Source organism: Amycolatopsis vastitatis, assembly GCF_002234595.1.
Taxonomy (GTDB): domain Bacteria; phylum Actinomycetota; class Actinomycetes; order Mycobacteriales; family Pseudonocardiaceae; genus Amycolatopsis; species Amycolatopsis vastitatis.
In genome coordinates this window covers 233,941-251,478 of record NZ_NMUL01000009.1, presented here as the reverse complement: position 1 = coordinate 251,478, position 17,538 = coordinate 233,941, and the positions used below count along the sequence as shown (strand labels likewise).

Genomic DNA, 17,538 nt, shown 5'->3' with positions numbered 1-17,538 from the left:
GCAAGAGGACGACAGGAGGCGGGCACGGGTGGCCGGCGTAGAAATCCCCACGGTCGGTACCCCCGCCGGGATGCGCAAGATCAACCAGCGGGCGGTGCTCGACCTCCTGCGCCGCAGCGGGCCGGCGACCCGGCCGCAGGTGGCGAAGGACACCGGGCTGTCGAAGCCGACGGTCAGCCAGGCCCTGCTGGCCCTCGAAGCCGCGGGGCTGGCGCGCCCGACCGGGCAGACGTCCACCGGCACCGGGCGGTCGGCGGTGCTGTACGAGGCCGACCCCACCGCGGGGTACGTGCTGGGCGTCGACATCGGCCGCGAGCACCTCCGCGTCGCGGTGTCGGACCTGGGCCGCACGCTCGTGGCGCGCCGCGACGAGCGCAACACCGCGCGATCCGGCGCGGCGCTGGTGACGGCGGTCGGGAAGATCGCGGCCGCGGCGGTCGCCGAGGCCGGCCTTTCGGCGGGCGACATCGTCGTCCGCGTGGTCGGCTCCCCCGGCGTCGCCGACCCGGACAAGCGGTGTTTCCGGCACGCGCCGAACCTGCCGGGCTGGGGCCGGGCCGGGCTGATCGACGACCTCGAGGCCGCGCTGGGCCCGGACCTGATGGTGGAGAACGACGCGAACCTCACCGCCGTCGGCGAGTGGGAGAGCGGGGCCGCGCGCGGCGCGTCGGTGTTCGGCTGCATCACGATCGGCACCGGCGTCGGCATGGGCATGATGGTCGACGGCCGGGTGTTCCGCGGCGCGACCGGCGCGGCGGGCGAGATCGGCTACCTGCCCTACGGCCGCACGCGCGCGGCCGACGAGCCGGGCACCCCGCCGGCCCGCGGCCACCTCGAAGAGGCGACGGCGGCCCAGTCGGTCGTCCAGGGCGCCCGCGAACTCGGCCTGGGCACGGCGAAATCGGCCCGCGAGGTGTTCCGCCTGGCCCGCGAAGGCGACGAGCTCGCCCGGCGCGCGGTGGAGACGGAAGCCGACCGGCTCGCGTACACGGTGGCTTCGGTGGCGGCGGTGATCGACCCGGAGCTGATCGTCCTGGGCGGCGGCATGGGCACGGCGGCGGACCTGCTGCTGGAGCCGATCGACCGCGCGTTGCGGGCGTTCACGCCGCTGGTGCCGAAGGTGGTGCAGGGCGAGCTGGGCGAAGACGCGGTGCTGACCGGCGCGATCAGCGTCGGGCTGCGGGCCGCGGAAGGTCTGGTGTTCGACCGCCGGGTGGGTGCCGCCTAAGCCGCCCGCCAAGCTTGGCCGCCGGTCGAGATCCGCCAGGGCGTCAGCTTCAGCACCGTGATCTTCGGGTCGCGGTGGTCATCCCCGCCCAGGATCTTCGGATCGAAGCCCAGGGGTTCCGGCGCCGAAGCGAACAGGTCCCACAGGTACCGGCGGGTCTCCTCGTCGTCCGCGAACTCCGCGCGGCACTCCGCCACCGCCACTTCGTGCTGCGGGTCCCAGTACGAGCACGAGACATACGGCGTCGCCGCCAGGTGGGCCAGCTTCAACGGCGTCGGCCGGGTGAACAGCCAGCCGGTCAGGCCGCCGGGGCCCGGCACCCAGATCGGGTGGACCACCCGTGACCGCGGGCGGCCCCGCCGGTCGACCGTCACCAGCGTGCACCAGACGATCCGGTGCGCCACGCGGACGAACGCTTCGGCCAGCTCGGCCGGCACTCTGCTAGATTCCACAACCATGGTTGTGCATCCTAGCAGCCTCGACCTGTCCCTGACCGCCCTCTTCGCGGGCTGGGCGATGACGGACGAGGTTCAGCGCCGCTTGGCCGGGCAGGGCTTCGGCGACCTTCGCTTCAACGACGGCGTCGTGATCCAGCACGTCCTGGCCGACCCGCTGTCCATCACCGCACTGGCCGAGCGGATGGGCGTGACCCAGCAGGCGGCGTCGAAGGCCGTCGCGGACCTCGAACGCCGGGGGCTGCTGCGCCGCGACCCCGATCCGGCGGACGCGCGGACGAAACTGCTGCACCTGACCGAGCACGCGCTGGCCGCCGTCGAAGCGACGCGGGTGCTGCGGCGGGAACTCCAAGAAGAACTGGAGGCGGAGTACGGCACGAGACGCGTCGAAGACGCGCGCGCACTCCTGGCGACGGTCATCGGCCGCTACGGCGGCGACGACGCGATCCGCGCCCGGCGGGTCCGGCCGCCACGGTGACTCAGCGCGTGATCACGCAGGTCCCCGACGCCGTCGCCAGCAGCCTGCCCTCGACGTCCCGGATTTCCCCCTCCGCGAACGCGATCCGCGAGCCCTCCTTCATGACCCGGCCGGTGGCCCGGATCTCGCCGCGGCCCGCGTGGATCGCCCGCAGGTAGCTGACCTTCAGCTCCACCGAGGCGTAGCCGACGCCGGCCGGCAGCGTCGTGTGCACCGCGCAGCCGACCACCGAGTCCAGCAGCGTGGCCGCGACGCCGCCGTGGACCATGCCGATCGGGTTGTACAGCGACTCGTCCGGCTCGGCGACCGCGACGACCTCGCCGCGGCCGATGCGCTCCCAGCGCATGCCGAAGTGCGCGGCGATCGGCGCGGGCGGGACGCGGCCTTCGGCGATCGCCGTCATGTACTCGAGGCCGGACATCGTGGCGCCGAGCCGGGCGGTCTCCAGGGGGTCCTGCCAGGTGATGGTCTTCGAACGGACCTGCGTTTCGACGTCGGTCATCTCGGCTCCTCGGACTATGACAACTGTCTTAATCGCAGGCTCGCCCGTGGGCACCGGCGGCGTCAAGCGGGCGTGACCCAGGCCACCGGTGGTCCGCCTCCGGCCCGGGTGGAATCATCCGGGGGTGAGCAACGAGCCCGTCCGCAAGCTGATCGACCCGGAACGGGTGGCCGCGGCGATCGACGGGCTGGGCGACCGCGCCGTCATCGACGAGTGGGCCCAGCGGTTTTCCGTGGTCGCCGACCCGTCCCGGCTCGCGCTGCTGGTCTCGATCCACTACGCCCGCGAGATCAGCGTCACCGACCTCGCCGCCGTCACCGGCATGACCGACACGGCGGTGTCGCAGGCCCTGCGCCTGCTGCGGGCCCACGGGCTGGTCACGCCGCAACGCACCGGCCGGGTGGTGCGGTACCGGCTGGCGGACGCGACCGTGCACGAACTCATCCATCGGGTGCGCCCGCACCCCGAACAACCCGCTGAGACAACCGGGGCTTCGCCCCGGGCCGGGGGCTTCGCCACCCGGACCCCCGAACAACCCACTGAGACAACCGGGGCTTCGCCCCGGGCCGGGGGCTTCGCCACCCGGACCCCCGAACAACCCGCGAACAACCCCCAGGACCGGTAGCGTGCCAGCATGACGGGATTGCCCGAGACCATCACGGCCTGCCTGTTCGACCTCGACGGAGTGCTGACCGGCACGGCGGTCCTCCACCGCGAGGCCTGGAAACGGACGTTCGACGAGTTTCTCCGCTCGCGCGACGGCGCCGGGTTCGCCGAGTTCACCGACCACGACTACGCGGCCTTTGTGGACGGCCGCCCGCGCGCCGACGGCGTGCGCGAGTTCCTGCGGTCACGGGGCATCGTGCTGCCCGAGGGCGAACCGGACGACCCGGTGGACGCCCCGACCGTCAACGGCGTCGGCAACCGCAAGAACGAACTGGTGCTGAAGATCATCGACGAACGCGGCGTGAACCCTTACCCCGGCTCGGTCCGCTACCTCGAAGCGGTCAAGGCCGCCGGCCTGCGGATCGCCGTGGTGACGTCGTCCGCGAACGGCGCGAAGGTGCTCGACGGCGCCGACCTCAGCAAGTTCGTCGAGGCCCGGATCGACGGCATCGTCATCCGCGAACAGCACCTCAAGGGCAAGCCGGCGCCGGACTCGTTCCTGGCCGGCGCCGCCGCCCTCGGCGTCGAACCCGCGCACGCGGCCGTCTTCGAGGATGCCCAGTCCGGCGTCCAGGCGGGGAAAGCCGGCGGCTTCGGGTACGTCGTGGGCGTGAACCGGGCCGACCAGGCCGCCGAACTGCGGGCCCACGGGGCCGACATCGTCGTCGACGACCTCGCCGACCTCCTGGAGGACCGATGAGCGAAGAGGTACACGGCTACGAGTGCGCGCCGTGGGAACTGCGGTGGCGCGGCATGGACGTCGACGCCCTGCAGCGCACCGAATCGGCGTTCGCGGTGTCCAACGGCCACATCGGGCTGCGCGGCACCCTCGAGGAGGCCGAGCCGCGCGGGCTGCCCGGCACCTACCTCAACGGCTTCTACGAGCAGCACGAGCTCCCCTACGCCGAAGCGGGCTACGGCTACCCCGAAGAAGGCCAGACCGTCGTCAACGTGACCGACGGCAAGATCATCCGGCTGCTCGTCGAGGACGAACCGCTCGACATGCGCTACGGCGCGGCCACCGCGCACGACCGGGTGCTCGACTTCCGCAAGGGCACGCTGTGCCGGACCACGGAGTGGTCGTCACCGACCGGGCGCCGGGTCCGCGTGCGCACCGAGCGGCTGGTGTCGTTCACCCAGCGCGCGATCGCCGCGATCCGGTACGAGGTCGAGCCGCTCGACGAGGACCTGCAGCTGGTCGTGCAGTCCGACCTGCTCGCCAACGAGCCGATCGAGTCCGACACCAGCGACCCGCGGGTGGCCGCCGCCCTGGAGGCACCGCTGGTGAGCGAGTTCCACCGTGCGTCGGAGTACAACGCCGTGCTGGTGCACCAGACCCGCCGGTCCGGGCTGCGGATGGCCGCGGCGATGGACCACAAGATCGAGGTGGACGACGGGATCCGCGCCCGCATCCACGCCGAGGACGACCTCGCCCGGCTCACCGTCGCGGTCGACGTCCCCAAGGGCGGGCGGCTGCGCATCACCAAGTTCCTCGCCTACGGCTGGTCCGCGCAGCGCTCGGTGCCCGCGCTGCGGTCGCAGGTCGAGGCCGCGCTGGCCGGCGCCCGCCAGACGGGCTGGAAGGGCCTGCTCACCGAGCAGCGCCAGTTCCTCGACGACTACTGGGCCACGTCGGACATCGAGATCGACGGCGATCCGGAACTGCAGCAGGCCGTCCGCTTCGCCCTGTTCCACATCCTCCAGGCCGGGGCCCGCGGCGAGAGCCGCGCGATCGCCGGCAAGGGCCTGACCGGGCCGGGCTACGACGGGCATGCCTTCTGGGACACCGAATCCTTCGTCCTGCCGGTGCTGACCTACACCATCCCGGACGCGGCCCGCGACGCCCTCCGCTGGCGTCACTCCACAATGGACAAAGCGCGGGAACGCGCGCACCAGCTGGGGTTGCACGGCGCGGCCTTCCCGTGGCGGTCGATCAACGGCGCGGAGTGCTCGGCGTACTGGCCGGCGGGCACGGCGGCGTTCCACGTCAGCGCGGACATCGCCGACGCCGTCCTGCGCTACCTCAACGCCACCGGCGACGAGGAGTTCGAGCGCGACTACGGCACCGAGCTGCTGCTGGAAACCGCGCGGCTGTGGGCGTCGCTGGGCCACCACGACCGGCACGGCGCGTTCCGCATCGACGGTGTCACCGGGCCGGACGAGTACTCGGCGGTGGCGGACAACAACGTCTACACGAACCTGATGGCGCGGCGGAACCTCCTGGCCGCGGCGGATTCGTGCGAACGGCACCCGGACGTGGCCGGGCGGTTCGGCGTCGACGCCGTCGAGCTGGACTCGTGGCGCGCGGCCGCCGCGGCGATGTTCCTGCCCTACGACGAAGAACTCGGCGTGCACCCCCAGTCCGAGGGGTTCCTCGACCACGACGAGTGGGACTACGAGGGCACCGACCCCGCCCACTACCCGCTGCTGCTGCACTTCCCGTACTTCGACCTCTACCGCAAGCAGGTCGTCAAGCAGGCGGACCTGGTGCTGGCGCTGCACCTGTGCGGTGACTCGTTCAGCCCGCGGGAGAAAGCCCGCGACTTCGCCTACTACGAGGCGAGGACCGTGCGCGACTCCTCGCTGTCGGCGGGGACGCAGGCGGTCATCGCCGCCGAGGTGGGCCACCTCGAGCTGGCCTACGACTACCTCGCCGAGGCCGCCCTGACCGACCTGCACGACGTGCACAACAACGTGCGCAACGGCCTGCACATGGCGTCGCTGGCCGGGGCGTGGCAGGGCGCCGTGGCCGGGTTCGGCGGCCTGCGCGACCACGGGGGGACGCTCTCGTTCGCGCCGCGGCTGCCGCCGCAGCTGGACCGGATCACCTTCCGGCTGATGTTCCGCGGCACCCGGTTCCAGGTCGAGATCGACCGCGACCAGGTGACCTACCACGTGCTGGCCGGTGCGCCCCTGGAAGTGCTGCACCACAACGAGCGGGTCACGATCACCGAGGAGCCCCAGCGCTTCGCGATCCCGAAGATCGACGCGGGCGATCCGCCGAAGCAGCCGCCGGGCCGCGCCCCGATGCGGCGCGACTCGGAAATGGTGCGTCAGTACGCGGAGCCGACCAATCCGGTCACCGAGGAAGGTCGCTGACGACGTCGTCCCGCGCGGGTGGGGCCGGCACCTCTTCGGTCCCGCCCGGGCTGACGTCCGGGTCCGGCGCGGTGGGCACGTCGTGGGTCAGCTGGCCCGGTTTCGGCAGCTTCGGGAGCTCGTCGTCTTCGTCGTCGCGGGCGTGGATGCGCTGCTGTTCGCTCATGTCTTCCGGAATACCCGGTTTTCCCGGCCGCGGCCAGCGGGATCAGGCCGCCCGCCTTCCCGCGGCGGCTCTCGCCTTGTCCTGCAGGGTGAGGAGCAGGCCGTCACGGGTGGACCAGGGGCAGATCGTCACCTTGCCGCCCGCGACCGTCAACAAGGCTTCGGCGACGATCGCGCCCGCGAGGGCCTGGTGGGCGCGGCTGCGGGAGATGCCGGGCAACTCCGCCCGTTTCGACGGCGGCAGCGCGGCGAGCCGCGGGATCCACGCCCGCAGGTCGTCGAGCCGCAGTTCACGGCACTTCCCCGGGCGGGCGCCCGCCAGCCGCGCGAGCTGCTGCAGCACCTTAGAACAGCCGACGACACGCGGGTCCTCGACGTCCGCGGCCCCCAGCGTGGTGCCCACGACGTCGAGCGCGTGCGCGCGCAACGCCTTGACCTGCTTGTTCGACACGCGCTCGGACGGCAGCCAGTCCCGCGTCATCGACCGGGCGCCCAACGGCAGCGAGCGCGCGAACGTCGCCTTCTCGCCGCACCCGGCCGCCAGCTCGACGGTCCCGCCGCCGATGTCGAGCACCAGCATCGGGCAGGCGTCCGCGCCGTACCAGCGGCGGGCGGCGAGGTAGGTCAGCTCGGCCTCGTTGCGGCCGGACAGGAACCGCAGCTCGACGCCGGTTTCCCCGGCGACGTGCCGGACGACTTCCGCCGCGTTGGCCGCGTCGCGGATCGAGGACGTCGCGAGCGGGTAGACGCCGGTGACCCCGTGGCGGTACGCCGTGGTCATGCCGGCGGCGACGGCCGCCGTGACAGCGGCGATGCCCCGGTCGGTGAGCCGGCCGCGACCGTCGAGCTCACGGTCCAGGCGAAGCCGCGTCTGGTGGTTCAGCACCGGCTCCCGGGGCGAGCCGTCCACCGGCACCACGACCAGCCGGGCGCTGAACGAACCGACGTCCAGCACGCCCACCGCGGGCTCTTCGATTTTTCGCACAGCTCGGCGCACCTCACTTCCGCCCCGGTGAATATCCCCAGTTCGACAGCTTCAAACCAGCAATGATGTCCGAAGTCACTCCGTTCCGCCGGATATCGACGCCATTGGCCCCATCCGGAGGGGCCTTTCCGGGACGAAGGTCACAGTGAGATAACCCGATCGAGTGAATCGCTGTTCGACCGGACACGATTCGGTAACGCCCCAGGTCCGGCAGCGATTCATCAGACACCAGTAGTGGCGGGAGCAGTGAAGTGAGGGAACGGCCCGAGCGGCGATCCGAGTTCGCGCGGCCGGCCGCGGTCGTGCTCGCGGTCGTGGCCGGGCTCGGTTGCGTCCTGCTCGGCGTCGCCTCGGTGCTCGGCCCGGCCACGACGGTGGCCTCCGGCGCGGCGTCCGCGGACCCGCCCGCCCCGGCCGGCGCCCGGCCGGCGGCGCTCATGATCCCCGAGCTGGGCCTGGAGCTGAACCACGTGATCGGCCTCGGCCACATCGGCGGCCGCCGGGAGCAGCCCGGCACGGCCCTCGGCGTCGGCTGGTTCACCGACGGCCCGGTCCCCGGGGCCCCCGGCGTCGCGGTGTTTTCCGGGCACGCCGGCTTCGGCTATTCCGCCGGCGCGTTCGCCCGCCTGGACACGCTGAAGCCGGGCGCCACGATCACCGTCCGCGACGAGCGCGGCCGCGAGGCCCGCTTCACGGTCCGCTCGACGGCCCTGTTCCCGGCCGCCGAGCCGGACAGCACGCTGGTCGCCCCCGAAGGCACGGGCCCGGAGCTCCGGCTGATCACCAGCGACGGCACCCACGACGACCCCGCCCTCAGCGGCCCCCGGGTGGCGATCTACGCGGTCCCGGCCTGAGTGCGCACTGCTCAGCCGATCAGCTCGCGCAGCTGCGAGACCCCCGCCACGCGCGCCTCGCGGCCCGGCTGCAGCGGGGTCACCACCAGCGTCGTCACCCCGGCGTCGGCGAAGGCCGCCAGCCGCTCCTTCACGTAGCCTGCCGGGCCGACCAGGGAGATCGCGCGCAGCAGCTCGGCCGGGACGGCCGCCGCGGCCTCCTCCTTCTTGCCGTCGAGGTAGAGGTCCTGGATCAGCTTCGCCTCGGCCTCGTAGCCGTAGCGGCACGCCAGGTCGTTGTAGAAGTTCTTGCCCCGCGCACCCATCCCGCCGACGTACAGCGCCACCATCGGGCGAACGTGGTCGAGCAGCGGCTCGACGTCGTCGCCGATCGCCAGGGCGACGGTGACGAACGTGTCCAGCTCGCCCAGCGCCGGGTCGCGCTTCGCCTTGCCTTCGGCGAGGGACGCGCCCCAGACGTCGGCGGCCTTCTCCGGGTGGAAGAAGATCGGCTGCCAGCCCTCGGCGATCTCGGCGGTGAGCGCGACGTTCTTCGGCCCGAGCGAGGCCAGCAGCACCGGGATCCGCTCGCGCACCGGGTGGTTGATCAGCTTGAGCGGCTTGCCCAGCCCGGTGCCCTGCTCGGGCGGCAGCGGGATCGTGTAGTGCTTGCCCTCGTGCACGACGCGTTCGCGGCGCCACACCTGGCGGCAGATCTCGACGATCTCGCGGGTGCGGGCCAGCGGCGCGTCGTACTTCACGCCGTGGAACCCCTCGATGACCTGCGGACCGGACGCGCCGAGCCCGAGGATGAACCGGCCGTCGGAGACGAAGTCGAGCCCGGCCGCGGTCATCGCGGTCAGCGTCGGCGTGCGGGTGAAGATCTGGAAGATGCCCGACGCGAGCTGGACGCGCTCGGTCTTCGCGGCCAGGTAGCCGAGCTGGCTGACCGCGTCGAACGAATACGCCTCCGGCACGAAGACGACGTCGAGGCCGGCCTTCTCCAGTTCGACGACGTCGGCGACGCTCTCGGCGAAGCCTCCGGCGTAGCTGATGGCGGTCCCGATCCTCATGAGCATCCTCCCGGACTAAGCGTGCGCTTAGCCTAGCCCGGGACCACCGTCCCGCGCACCTCCCCCATGCCGATCCGCGTGCCACCCGGGCCGGGGGCCGTCGCGCTGATCACCACCTCGTCCCCGTCTTCCAGGAACGACCGGGTTTCGCCGCCCGGCAGCTCGAACGGCTCCCGGCCGCCCCACGACAGTTCCAGGAACGAGCCGCGCTGCTCGCGTTCCGGGCCGGTCACCGTGCCCGACGCGAACAGGTCGCCGGTGCGCAGGCTCGCCCCGTTGACCGTCATGTGCGCCAGCTGCTGCGGGGCCGTCCAGTACTGCGAAGCGAACGGCGGGCTCGACACGAGGTGGCCGTTGAGCCGGATCTCCAGCGTCAGGTCCAGGCCCTGCTTCCCGGCCGTCCGCAGGTACTCGAAGGGCTCGGGGTCCTGCGGCGGGCCGTCGACGCGGGCGTGCTCCAGCGCGGCGAGCGGGACGATCCACGGCGACACCGACGTCGCGAACGACTTGCCGAGGAACGGGCCCAGCGGCTGGTACTCCCAGGCCTGGATGTCCCGCGCCGACCAGTCGTTGACGAGGCAGACGCCGAACACGTGGTCCGCGAAGTCCGCTGTGGACACTCCGGTGCCGGCGGCGGACGGAACGCCGACGACGAACCCGACCTCCGCCTCGATGTCGAGCCGCTGCGACGGCCCGAACGACGGCGCCTCGGCGGCGCGGGGCTTGCGCTGCCCGTGCGGCCGGACGACCGGCGTGCCGGACGCCACCACCGTGCCGGCCCGGCCGTGGTAGCCGATCGGCAGGTGCTTCCAGTTCGGCGGCAGCTCGGTGGTGTCGGGCCGGAAGATCTTGCCGGCGTTGAGGGCGTGGTGCTCGCTGGAGTAGAAGTCGACGTAGTCGGCGACTTCGAACGCCAGGTGCGTGGTCACCTCGGTCAACGGGACCAGGTGCGGCCGGAGCCGGTCGGCGTACCGGGGTTCGGTCAGCCATTCCCGGACGCTTTCGCGGACGTCGCGCCAGGTGCCCGGCCCGGCGGCCAGCAACGGGTTGAGCACCCCGGCGGTGAGCAGCGGGGCGAACGCCGCCGCCGTCTCGGCGGCCGCGGCGGTCAGATCGAGCACCCGGTCACCGACCGGCACCCCGATCCGGCGCGCGGGCGCCCCGGCGACCGAGAAGGCGCCGTACGGGAGGTTGTCCAGGCCGAACGGCGTGTCATCGGCGAGGTCGAGCCAGGTCACGTTCACTCCTCGTCTCGGGCGGCTCGCGTCGCCACCACGTTGTCGGCGCCCGGAGCCGCCTCGCGCCCGGAAGCGAACCAGGCCACGGTCACTTCCCGTCCCCGGCGGCTCGCGCGGCCACCCACTCCGCCACCACGTCCGCCAGCACCGGCAGGGGCAGGGTTCCGCTGCCGAGCACCGTGTCGTGGAACTCGCGGATGTCGAACCGCCCGCCCAGCGCCTGTTCGGCTTCGGCGCGCAGCCGCTCGATCTCCAGGCGCCCCACCATGTAGCTGAGTGCCTGGCCCGGGTGGCCCGCGTAGCGGTCGATCTCCGCCTCGATCTCGATCTGCGCCATCGGCGTGTTGTCGCGCAGGTAGTCGACGGCGCGTTGGCGGCTCCAGCCGAGCGCGTGCAGCCCGGTGTCCACCACCAGCCGCGCCGCTCGCATCGAGTCCTGCGTCAGCAGGCCGAGCCGCGCGACGTCGTCCGAGTACAGCCCCATCTCGTCCGCGAGCCGCTCGGCGTAAAGCCCCCAGCCCTCGGCGAAGGCGTTGAACAAGCAGATCCGGCGCAGCAGCGGCAAGCCGGTCAGCTGCTGGGCGAGCGCCAGCTGGAAGTGGTGCCCCGGCACGGCCTCGTGGAACGCGACCGATTCGCCGAGGGTCCGCTGCCGCTGGTCCGCCTCGAGCGTGTTGGCGTAGTAGGTGCCCGGCCGCGAACCGTCGAGCGAAGGCTCGATGTAGTACGCGATCGACCCGCTTGCCGCCTCCGCGCCGGGCACCGGCGCGACCTCGCAGCGTCCCTCCGGGATGCGCGAGAACCATTGGGGCGCCACGGTTTCCGCCCGCGCGATGGTTTCCCGGGCGGCCTGCAGCAGCTCGTCACCGTCCCGCCAGCGCAGCGCCGGGTCCGTGCGGATCCGGTCGAAGATCTCGGCGAGGTCGGTGGTGCCGAACACCTTCGCGCCCAGCTCCCGGTACTCCCCCGCCAGCCGCTCGATGATCGCCACGCCGGTGTCGTGCAGGTCCTGCGCCGTGCGCGAGGTCGTCGTTTCGGCGCGGATGAGCGCCGCATACCGTTCCGGCCCGCCGGGCAGGTCGCCGAGACCGGGCGACGTCTCCGGCCGCGCGACCGGGACGACCTCCTCGGCCAGGAAGTCGCGATACCGCGCGTACGCGGGCCGCACCACTTCGGCCAGCAGCCGGTCGCGCTCGGCCTCGAGCCCGTGGACCGGGACCTTCAGCGGGTCGTTCTCCGGGTCGCCGAGGTAGCGCTCGACATAGCCGATGCCGATGCGCGCCAGGAACTCCGGCGGCGTCAGCCCGTCGGCGAGCGCGGTCCGCTGCCGCTCGATCAACTGGTCGAAGTAGGTGCCGATCGCGGCGAGCCGGCTCAGGTAGCCGCGGGCCTTGGCCTCGTCGTCGAGCACCGTCTGGGGCAGCCCCATCAGCAGTTCGAAGGCCGGCGCGGCCAGCCCGTCGCTCACCGCGATGTCGGCCCGCCCGGAGTCGAGTTCGTCGATCTTGGTGCGGGCCTGCCAGATCACGACGTCGCGGGTGACGCGCTCGCCCGGCGTCAATGCCGCCGCGTCAAGCGCCTCCGCCCGCGTGATGATCCCGGCGAGCCCGGCCCGGTACCGGGCGGCCGCTTCGGCGGTCTGGTCCGCGAGCTTGTCGTGCGCGCCCGGCAGGCCGTAAATCGACCGGTAGAGCGGCTGAGCCTCGAACATCAGCTCCAGGCACTCGTCGGCGAGCCGGTCGGGTGTGTCGCGGTGGCCCGCCACCCAGTCGGCGACGACCCCGGACAGCACCGGCAGCGGCAGCGTCCCGCTGCCGAGCACGACGTCGTGGAACTCGCGGATGTCGAACCGCTCGCCCAGTTCCCGCTCGGCCTCGGCGCGCAGCCGCTGGATCTCCAGGCGCCCCACCATGTAGCCCAGCGCCTGCCCGGGATTGGCGGCGTACCGGTCGACTTCGGCTTCGATCTCCAGCCGGGCCATCGGCGTGTGCGCCACCAGGAAGTCGATCGCCTGCTGCCGGCTCCACCCGAGCGCGTGCAGCCCGGTGTCGACCACCAGCCGCCCGGCGCGCATCGAGTCCTGCGTCAGCATGCCCAGCCGCGAGACGTCGTCGGAGTACAGGCCCATTTCGTCGGCCAGCCGCTCGGCGTACAGCCCCCAGCCTTCGCCGTAGGCGTTGACGTGCACGATCCGGCGCAGCAGCGGCAGCCCGGTCAGGGCCTGCGCGAGGCACAGCTGGAAGTGGTGCCCCGGCACGGCTTCGTGGAACGCGACGGCCTCGCTGGTGAACCGGGGGCGCTTTTCGGCCTCGTGCGTGTTGGCGTAGTAGACGCCCGGACGCGTCCCGTCCAGCGACGGCCGCAGGTAGTACGCGATCGTGCCGCTGGTGGCCTCGGCCGCGGGCACCGGCGCGACCTCGCACTTCTGCTCCGGCACGCGGGAGAACCAGTGCGGGGCGACGGCTTCCGCGCGGGTGATGGCGGCCCGGGCACCGGCCAGCAGCTCCTCCCCGTCGCGCCAGCGCAACGCCGGGTCGGTGCGCAGGCGCTCGAAGAGCTCGGCGAGATCGGTGGTGCCGAACAGCTTCGCGCCCAGTTCGTGGTACTCCTCCGCGAGCTTTTCGATCAGCGCCAGCCCGGTGTCGTGCAGTTCCCGCGCGGTGCGCTCGGTCGTCGTCTCGACCCGGATCAGGGCGGCGTACCGCTCCTGCCCACCCGGAAGCTGCCCGATGCCCGGCGACGTTTCGGGCCGGGCCACCGGCGCGACCTCGTCGGCCAGGAAAGCGCGGTACCGCGCGTACGCCGGCCGGACGACGTCGGCGAGCAGGCGGTCGCGTTCGGCCTCGAAGCCTTCGAGCGCATACGGCGGTGTCACCCGCAACGGGTCGCTCTCGGGCGCGCCGAGGTAGCGGTCGACGTAACCGATGCCGGTGCGGACGAGGAAGCCCGGCGGCACGAGACCCTCGGCCACCGCGGCGCGCTGCCGGACGATCCAACTGTCGAGGTAGTCGCCAATCCCGGCGAGCCGGGCCAGGTAGCCGCGGACCTTCGGCTCGTCGTCCAGCACCGTCTGCGGCAGGTAGAGCAGCAGCTGCAGGGCAGGCGCGCCGAGCCCGTCGCTCACCGCGAGGTCGGCCCGGCGCGAGTCGATCTCGTCGATCTCGGTCTTCGCCTGGGACAGCACCACTTCCCGGGTGACCCGCTCCGCCGCCGTCAGCCCCGCGGGGTCGAGCGCCTCGGCCCGCGCGACGATCGCCGCGTAGCCGTCGCGGAACCGCGGTTCGGCTCCCGGGTCGGGCAGCTTGCCGTGCTCGCCGGGCAGGCCGAACACCGACGGGTAGAGGGGCTGCCGGGCGAAGTTCAGCGCCACCAGGTCGTCGGCGAGCCCGTCCGGCGTGTCGCCCCGGCTCGCCACCCAGTCCGTGACCACCTTGGCCAGTGCGGACAGCGGGAGCATGCCGTGGCCGAGCACGACCTCGTGGAAGCCGCGGATGTCGAACCGCTCGCCCAGCGCCTGTTCGGCTTCGGCGCGCAGCCGCTCGATCTCCAGGCGCCCCACCATGTAGCCCAGCGCCTGGGCAGGCCAGCCGATGTACCGGTCGATTTCCGCGTCGATCTCCAGCCGGGCCATCGGCGTGTGCTCGACGAGGAAGTCGACGGCCTGCTGCCGGCTCCAGCCGAGCGCGTGCAGGCCCGTGTCGACGACCAGCCGGCCCGCCCGCAACGAATCCTGCGTGAGCATGCCGAAGCGCGAGACGTCGTCCGAGTACAGCCCCATCTCGTCCGCGAGCCGCTCGGCGTAGAGCCCCCAGCCCTCGCCGTAGGCGTTGAACATGCCGATCCGCCGCAGCAGCGGCAGGTCCCGCAGTTCCTGGGCCAGGCTGAGCTGGAAGTGGTGGCCCGGCACGGCTTCGTGGAACGCGATCGCCTCGCTGGTGAACCGCGGGCGCTGTTCGGCCTCGTGCGTGTTGGCGTAGTAGGTGCCCGGCCGCGAACCGTCGAGCGACGGCGGGAGGTAGTAGGCGATCGTGCCGCTCGCCGCGTCGGCTTCGGGCACCGGCGCGACCTCGCACTTCTCCACCGGCATCCGCGAGAACCACTGCGGCGCCACGGCTTCGGCTCGCGCGATGGCGTCACGAGCCGCGGACAGCAGCTCGTCGCCGTCGCGCCACCGCAGGGCCGGGTCGGTGCGCAGCCGCTCGAAGATCTCGGCGAGATCGGTGGTGCCGAACACCTTCGCGCCCAGCTCGCGGTACTCCCCCGCCAGCTTCTCGATCAGCGCCAGACCGGTGTCGTGCAGCTCCTGCGCCGTGCGCTCGGTGGTCGTTTCGGCGCGGATGAGCGCGGCGTACCGCTCCGCCCCGCCCGGAACGTGGCCGATGCCCGGTGCGCTGTCGGGCCGGCCGGCCGGTTCCACTTCGGTGCGCAGGAAGTCGCGGTACCGCGCGTACGCCGGGTGGACCACCTCCGCGAGCAGGCGGTCGCGCTCGGCTTCGAAGCCCTCGACGGCCGCGGTCGTGCCGGCCTTCAGGGGATCGGTTTCCGGCGCGGCGAGGTAGCGGTCGATGTACTCGGCGCCGACGCGGGCGAGGTAGGCCGGCGGCACGAGCCCGTCGGCGAGGCTTTCGCGCTGCCGCTCGGTGAGCGTCGCGAGGAACGGCTCGATCGCGGCGAGCCGGGCCAGGTAGCCGCGCGCCTTCTTCTCGTCGTCCAGCTTGTAGTACGGCAGGTACAGCAGCGGCCCCAGCGCCGGGGCGCTGAGCCCGTCGCTCACGGCGATGTCGGCCGCCCGCGCGCCGAGCCGGTCGGCCTCGACCTCGGCGGCGGCGATGACGACCTCCCGCGTCACCGCCTCCTCGCTCGTCAAGCCGTCGGACGGCAGCGCCCGCGCGCGGGCGGCGAGAGCCTGGTACGCCGCACGGAAGCGCTCCTGCGCCTCGCGTGTCTGGTCGGCGAGCCGGTCGTGGCCGCCGGGCAGGCCGAAGATCGACGGCGACAGCGGCTCCTGCTCGAACGTCAGCTCGACGAGCTCGCTCGCCAGGCCGCCGACGGTGTCGCCGTACCCGGCCACCCACTCGTCGACGACCGACGCCAGCGCGGGCAGCGGCAGCGAGCCGCCGGCCAGCACGAGGTCGTGGAAGGCCCGGACGTCGAACCGCGAGCCGAGCCGCTCCTCGGCGCCGGCGCGGATCCGCTGGATTTCCCGGCGCCCCACCATGTACGCCAGCGCCTGGCCCGGCCAGGCGATGTAGCGGTCCACTTCGGACTCGATCTCGACGCGCGCCTCCGGCGTGTGCTCGAGGAAGTAGTCCACGGCCTGCTGACGGCTCCAGCCCAGCGCGTGCAGCCCGGTGTCGATGACCAGCCGGGCCGCCCGCACGGAGTCCGCGGTCAGCATGCCGAGCCGGGCGACGTCGTCGGAGTAGAGGCCCATTTCGTCGGCCAGGCGCTCGCTGTAGAGGCCCCAGCCCTCGGTGTAGGCGGTGAAGTTGCCGATGCGGCGCAGCAGCGGCAGGCCCTCGATGCCCTGGGCGAGGCTGAGCTGGAAGTGGTGCCCCGGAACGGCTTCGTGGAACGCGGTGGCTTCGGCGGTGTGCCGGAACCGCTCGGTGGCTTCGTGGGTGTTCGCGAAGTAGATGCCGGGCCGGGAGCCGTCGGCGGCCGGCCGCAGGTAGTACGCCGCGGGCGCGCCCGGAGCGACCCCCGCCGGCACCGCCTCGACCGAGCACTGCTCCTCCGGTACCCGGCCGAACCACTTCGGGGCTTCGGCGGCGGCCCGGGCGACGGCCGTGCGGGCGGTGTCCAGCAGCTCGTCGCCATTGCTCCAGCGCAGGGCCGGGTCGGTGCGCAGCCGCTCGAAGATCTCGGCCAGGTCGTCGGTGCCGAACACCTTCAGCCCCAGCTCGCGGTACTCGGCGGCGAGCGAGTCGATGACGTCGAGACCGATCCGGTGCAGCTCCTGCGGGGTGAGCTCGGTGGTCGTGTGCATCCGCGCGAGCCGGGCGTAGGCCGCTTCGCCGCCGGGCAGCCACGACAGGCCGGGCCGGTCCGCGGGCCGCCCGTGCGGCTTCACCTCGTCGGCGAGGAACTGCCGGTACTCGGCGAAGGCCGGGCGGACGACGTCGGCCAGCAGCTCGTCCCGCCGCCGCTCGAACTCCTCGTCGGGCGCCGGCTGGCGGCGCAGCGGGTCGGCCGCCGGCTCGGCGAGGTAGCGGTCGAGGTGCGCGACGGCGGCGTCGACCACGTGGGCCACCGGGAGCAGGCCGTCGGCGAGGCCCTCGGCGTGCCGCCGCGCGGCCTGGCGCAGGAACTCCGGGATGGCGGCCAGCCGCCCGAGCTGGGCCTCCGCGGCGGCGCCCGCGGTCACCGTCGTCATCGGCAGGGCGGAGAGCAGCGAAGCCGCGGGCGCGACGAAGAGGTTCGTGACGGTGAACTCGACCATGCGGGAGTCGATGGCCGCGATGCGGGCTTCGGCCGAGGTGATCAGGACGTCGCGGGTCACCCGGTCTTCGGCGGACAGGCCGCCGGTTTCCAGCGCGCGGGCTCGTTCGAGGAACGCCGCGAGCCGGGCCCGGAACGCCTGCTCGGCTTCCGCGGACAGGTCCGGCAGGCCGGGCTCCGCCGGGCGGAGACCCAGCAGCGCCGGCGTCAGCGGATCGGCGTCGAACAGCGCTTCGACGAACTCGTCGGCGAGTTCGGTGACCGCGGTCATGGCAGGACCCCCAGCTTCGGCTGATGTGCTCTCGGCCGACCCTAACGGAGATCACCGACAAGAACGGCGGGTCGTTCGCCGGGGGCGGACGGCCTTCGGACGAG

At 72.9% G+C, this 17,538-nt stretch carries 12 protein-coding genes and 1 pseudogene; 6 read left to right on the top strand and 7 right to left on the bottom strand.

The window, feature by feature from the left end; all coding sequences use genetic code 11:
• The first annotated feature begins 28 nt into the window (after positions 1 to 28).
• Positions 29 to 1,228: an ROK family protein gene (locus tag CF165_RS12230; protein WP_093947590.1), complete on the top strand. Its 1,200-nt coding sequence runs from the start codon at positions 29 to 31 to the stop codon at positions 1,226 to 1,228.
• Here CF165_RS12230 and CF165_RS12225 read toward each other — a convergent pair.
• Entirely contained in the window at positions 1,225 to 1,686 is a 462-nt protein-coding gene (locus tag CF165_RS12225) for a pyridoxamine 5'-phosphate oxidase family protein (protein ID WP_093947589.1), read from the bottom strand. The two genes, CF165_RS12230 and CF165_RS12225, sit on opposite strands and share 4 nt — an antisense overlap.
• Here CF165_RS12225 and CF165_RS12220 point away from each other — a divergent pair.
• Entirely contained in the window at positions 1,685 to 2,161 is a 477-nt protein-coding gene (locus CF165_RS12220; protein WP_093947588.1) for a MarR family winged helix-turn-helix transcriptional regulator, read from the top strand. The two genes, CF165_RS12225 and CF165_RS12220, sit on opposite strands and share 2 nt — an antisense overlap.
• Position 2,162: 1 nt before the next feature.
• Here the strand turns inward: CF165_RS12220 and CF165_RS12215 are convergent, their stop codons facing one another.
• Entirely contained in the window at positions 2,163 to 2,663 is a 501-nt protein-coding gene (locus tag CF165_RS12215; protein ID WP_093947587.1) for a PaaI family thioesterase, read from the bottom strand.
• Positions 2,664 to 2,811: 148 nt separating this feature from the next.
• Here CF165_RS12215 and CF165_RS12210 point away from each other — a divergent pair.
• From CF165_RS12210 to CF165_RS12195, 3 genes and pseudogenes are all read left to right on the top strand, one after another.
• Positions 2,812 to 3,126, top strand: a pseudogene (locus CF165_RS12210) (ArsR/SmtB family transcription factor); the annotation flags it as partial.
• Positions 3,127 to 3,297: 171 nt separating this feature from the next.
• On the top strand, positions 3,298 to 4,029 hold the full coding sequence (locus tag CF165_RS12200) for an HAD family hydrolase (protein WP_093947586.1): 732 nt from the start codon (positions 3,298 to 3,300) through the stop codon (positions 4,027 to 4,029).
• Entirely contained in the window at positions 4,026 to 6,428 is a 2,403-nt protein-coding gene (locus tag CF165_RS12195; protein WP_093947585.1) for a glycoside hydrolase family 65 protein, read from the top strand. The genes CF165_RS12200 and CF165_RS12195 overlap by 4 nt, the downstream gene beginning before the upstream one ends.
• Here the strand turns inward: CF165_RS12195 and CF165_RS12190 are convergent.
• Together CF165_RS12190 and CF165_RS12185 are read right to left on the bottom strand one after the other, a co-directional pair.
• Positions 6,409 to 6,594, bottom strand: a complete 186-nt coding sequence (locus CF165_RS12190; protein WP_093947584.1) for a hypothetical protein — start codon at positions 6,592 to 6,594, stop codon at positions 6,409 to 6,411. The genes CF165_RS12195 and CF165_RS12190 overlap by 20 nt on opposite strands.
• A 42-nt stretch (positions 6,595 to 6,636) precedes the next feature.
• Positions 6,637 to 7,578 (bottom strand): Ppx/GppA phosphatase family protein, encoded by a 942-nt coding sequence (locus CF165_RS12185; protein ID WP_205660831.1) that lies wholly within the window; start codon positions 7,576 to 7,578, stop codon positions 6,637 to 6,639.
• Between the two features lie 251 nt (positions 7,579 to 7,829).
• Here CF165_RS12185 and CF165_RS12180 point away from each other — a divergent pair, with 251 nt between their 5' ends.
• Entirely contained in the window at positions 7,830 to 8,432 is a 603-nt protein-coding gene (locus CF165_RS12180) for a class F sortase (RefSeq protein WP_093947582.1), read from the top strand.
• Positions 8,433 to 8,443: 11 nt separating this feature from the next.
• Here the strand turns inward: CF165_RS12180 and CF165_RS12175 are convergent, their stop codons facing one another.
• From CF165_RS12175 to CF165_RS12165, 3 genes are all read right to left on the bottom strand, one after another.
• A complete protein-coding gene (locus CF165_RS12175; RefSeq protein ID WP_093947581.1) occupies positions 8,444 to 9,484 on the bottom strand; it encodes an LLM class F420-dependent oxidoreductase in 1,041 nt (346 codons plus the stop codon).
• 32 nt (positions 9,485 to 9,516) lie between these two features.
• The gene (gene fahA / locus CF165_RS12170) at positions 9,517 to 10,728 is read right to left on the bottom strand and encodes a fumarylacetoacetase (protein WP_093947580.1); all 1,212 of its coding nucleotides are present in this window, start codon (positions 10,726 to 10,728) and stop codon (positions 9,517 to 9,519) included.
• A gap of 82 nt (positions 10,729 to 10,810) precedes the next feature.
• Entirely contained in the window at positions 10,811 to 17,434 is a 6,624-nt protein-coding gene (locus CF165_RS12165) for a DUF885 domain-containing protein (protein WP_093947579.1), read from the bottom strand.
• Positions 17,435 to 17,538: the final 104 nt, after the last annotated feature.

Coding starts and splice junctions, on each gene's coding strand:
- CF165_RS12190 (WP_093947584.1), bottom strand. CDS start 6,594: ATGAGCGAACAGCAGCGCATCCACGCCCGCGACGACGAAGACGACGAG.
- CF165_RS12220 (WP_093947588.1), top strand. CDS start 1,685: ATGGTTGTGCATCCTAGCAGCCTCGACCTGTCCCTGACCGCCCTCTTC.
- CF165_RS12195 (WP_093947585.1), top strand. CDS start 4,026: ATGAGCGAAGAGGTACACGGCTACGAGTGCGCGCCGTGGGAACTGCGG.
- CF165_RS12165 (WP_093947579.1), bottom strand. CDS start 17,434: ATGACCGCGGTCACCGAACTCGCCGACGAGTTCGTCGAAGCGCTGTTC.
- CF165_RS12200 (WP_093947586.1), top strand. CDS start 3,298: ATGACGGGATTGCCCGAGACCATCACGGCCTGCCTGTTCGACCTCGAC.
- CF165_RS12225 (WP_093947589.1), bottom strand. CDS start 1,686: ATGGTTGTGGAATCTAGCAGAGTGCCGGCCGAGCTGGCCGAAGCGTTC.
- CF165_RS12215 (WP_093947587.1), bottom strand. CDS start 2,663: ATGACCGACGTCGAAACGCAGGTCCGTTCGAAGACCATCACCTGGCAG.
- CF165_RS12175 (WP_093947581.1), bottom strand. CDS start 9,484: ATGAGGATCGGGACCGCCATCAGCTACGCCGGAGGCTTCGCCGAGAGC.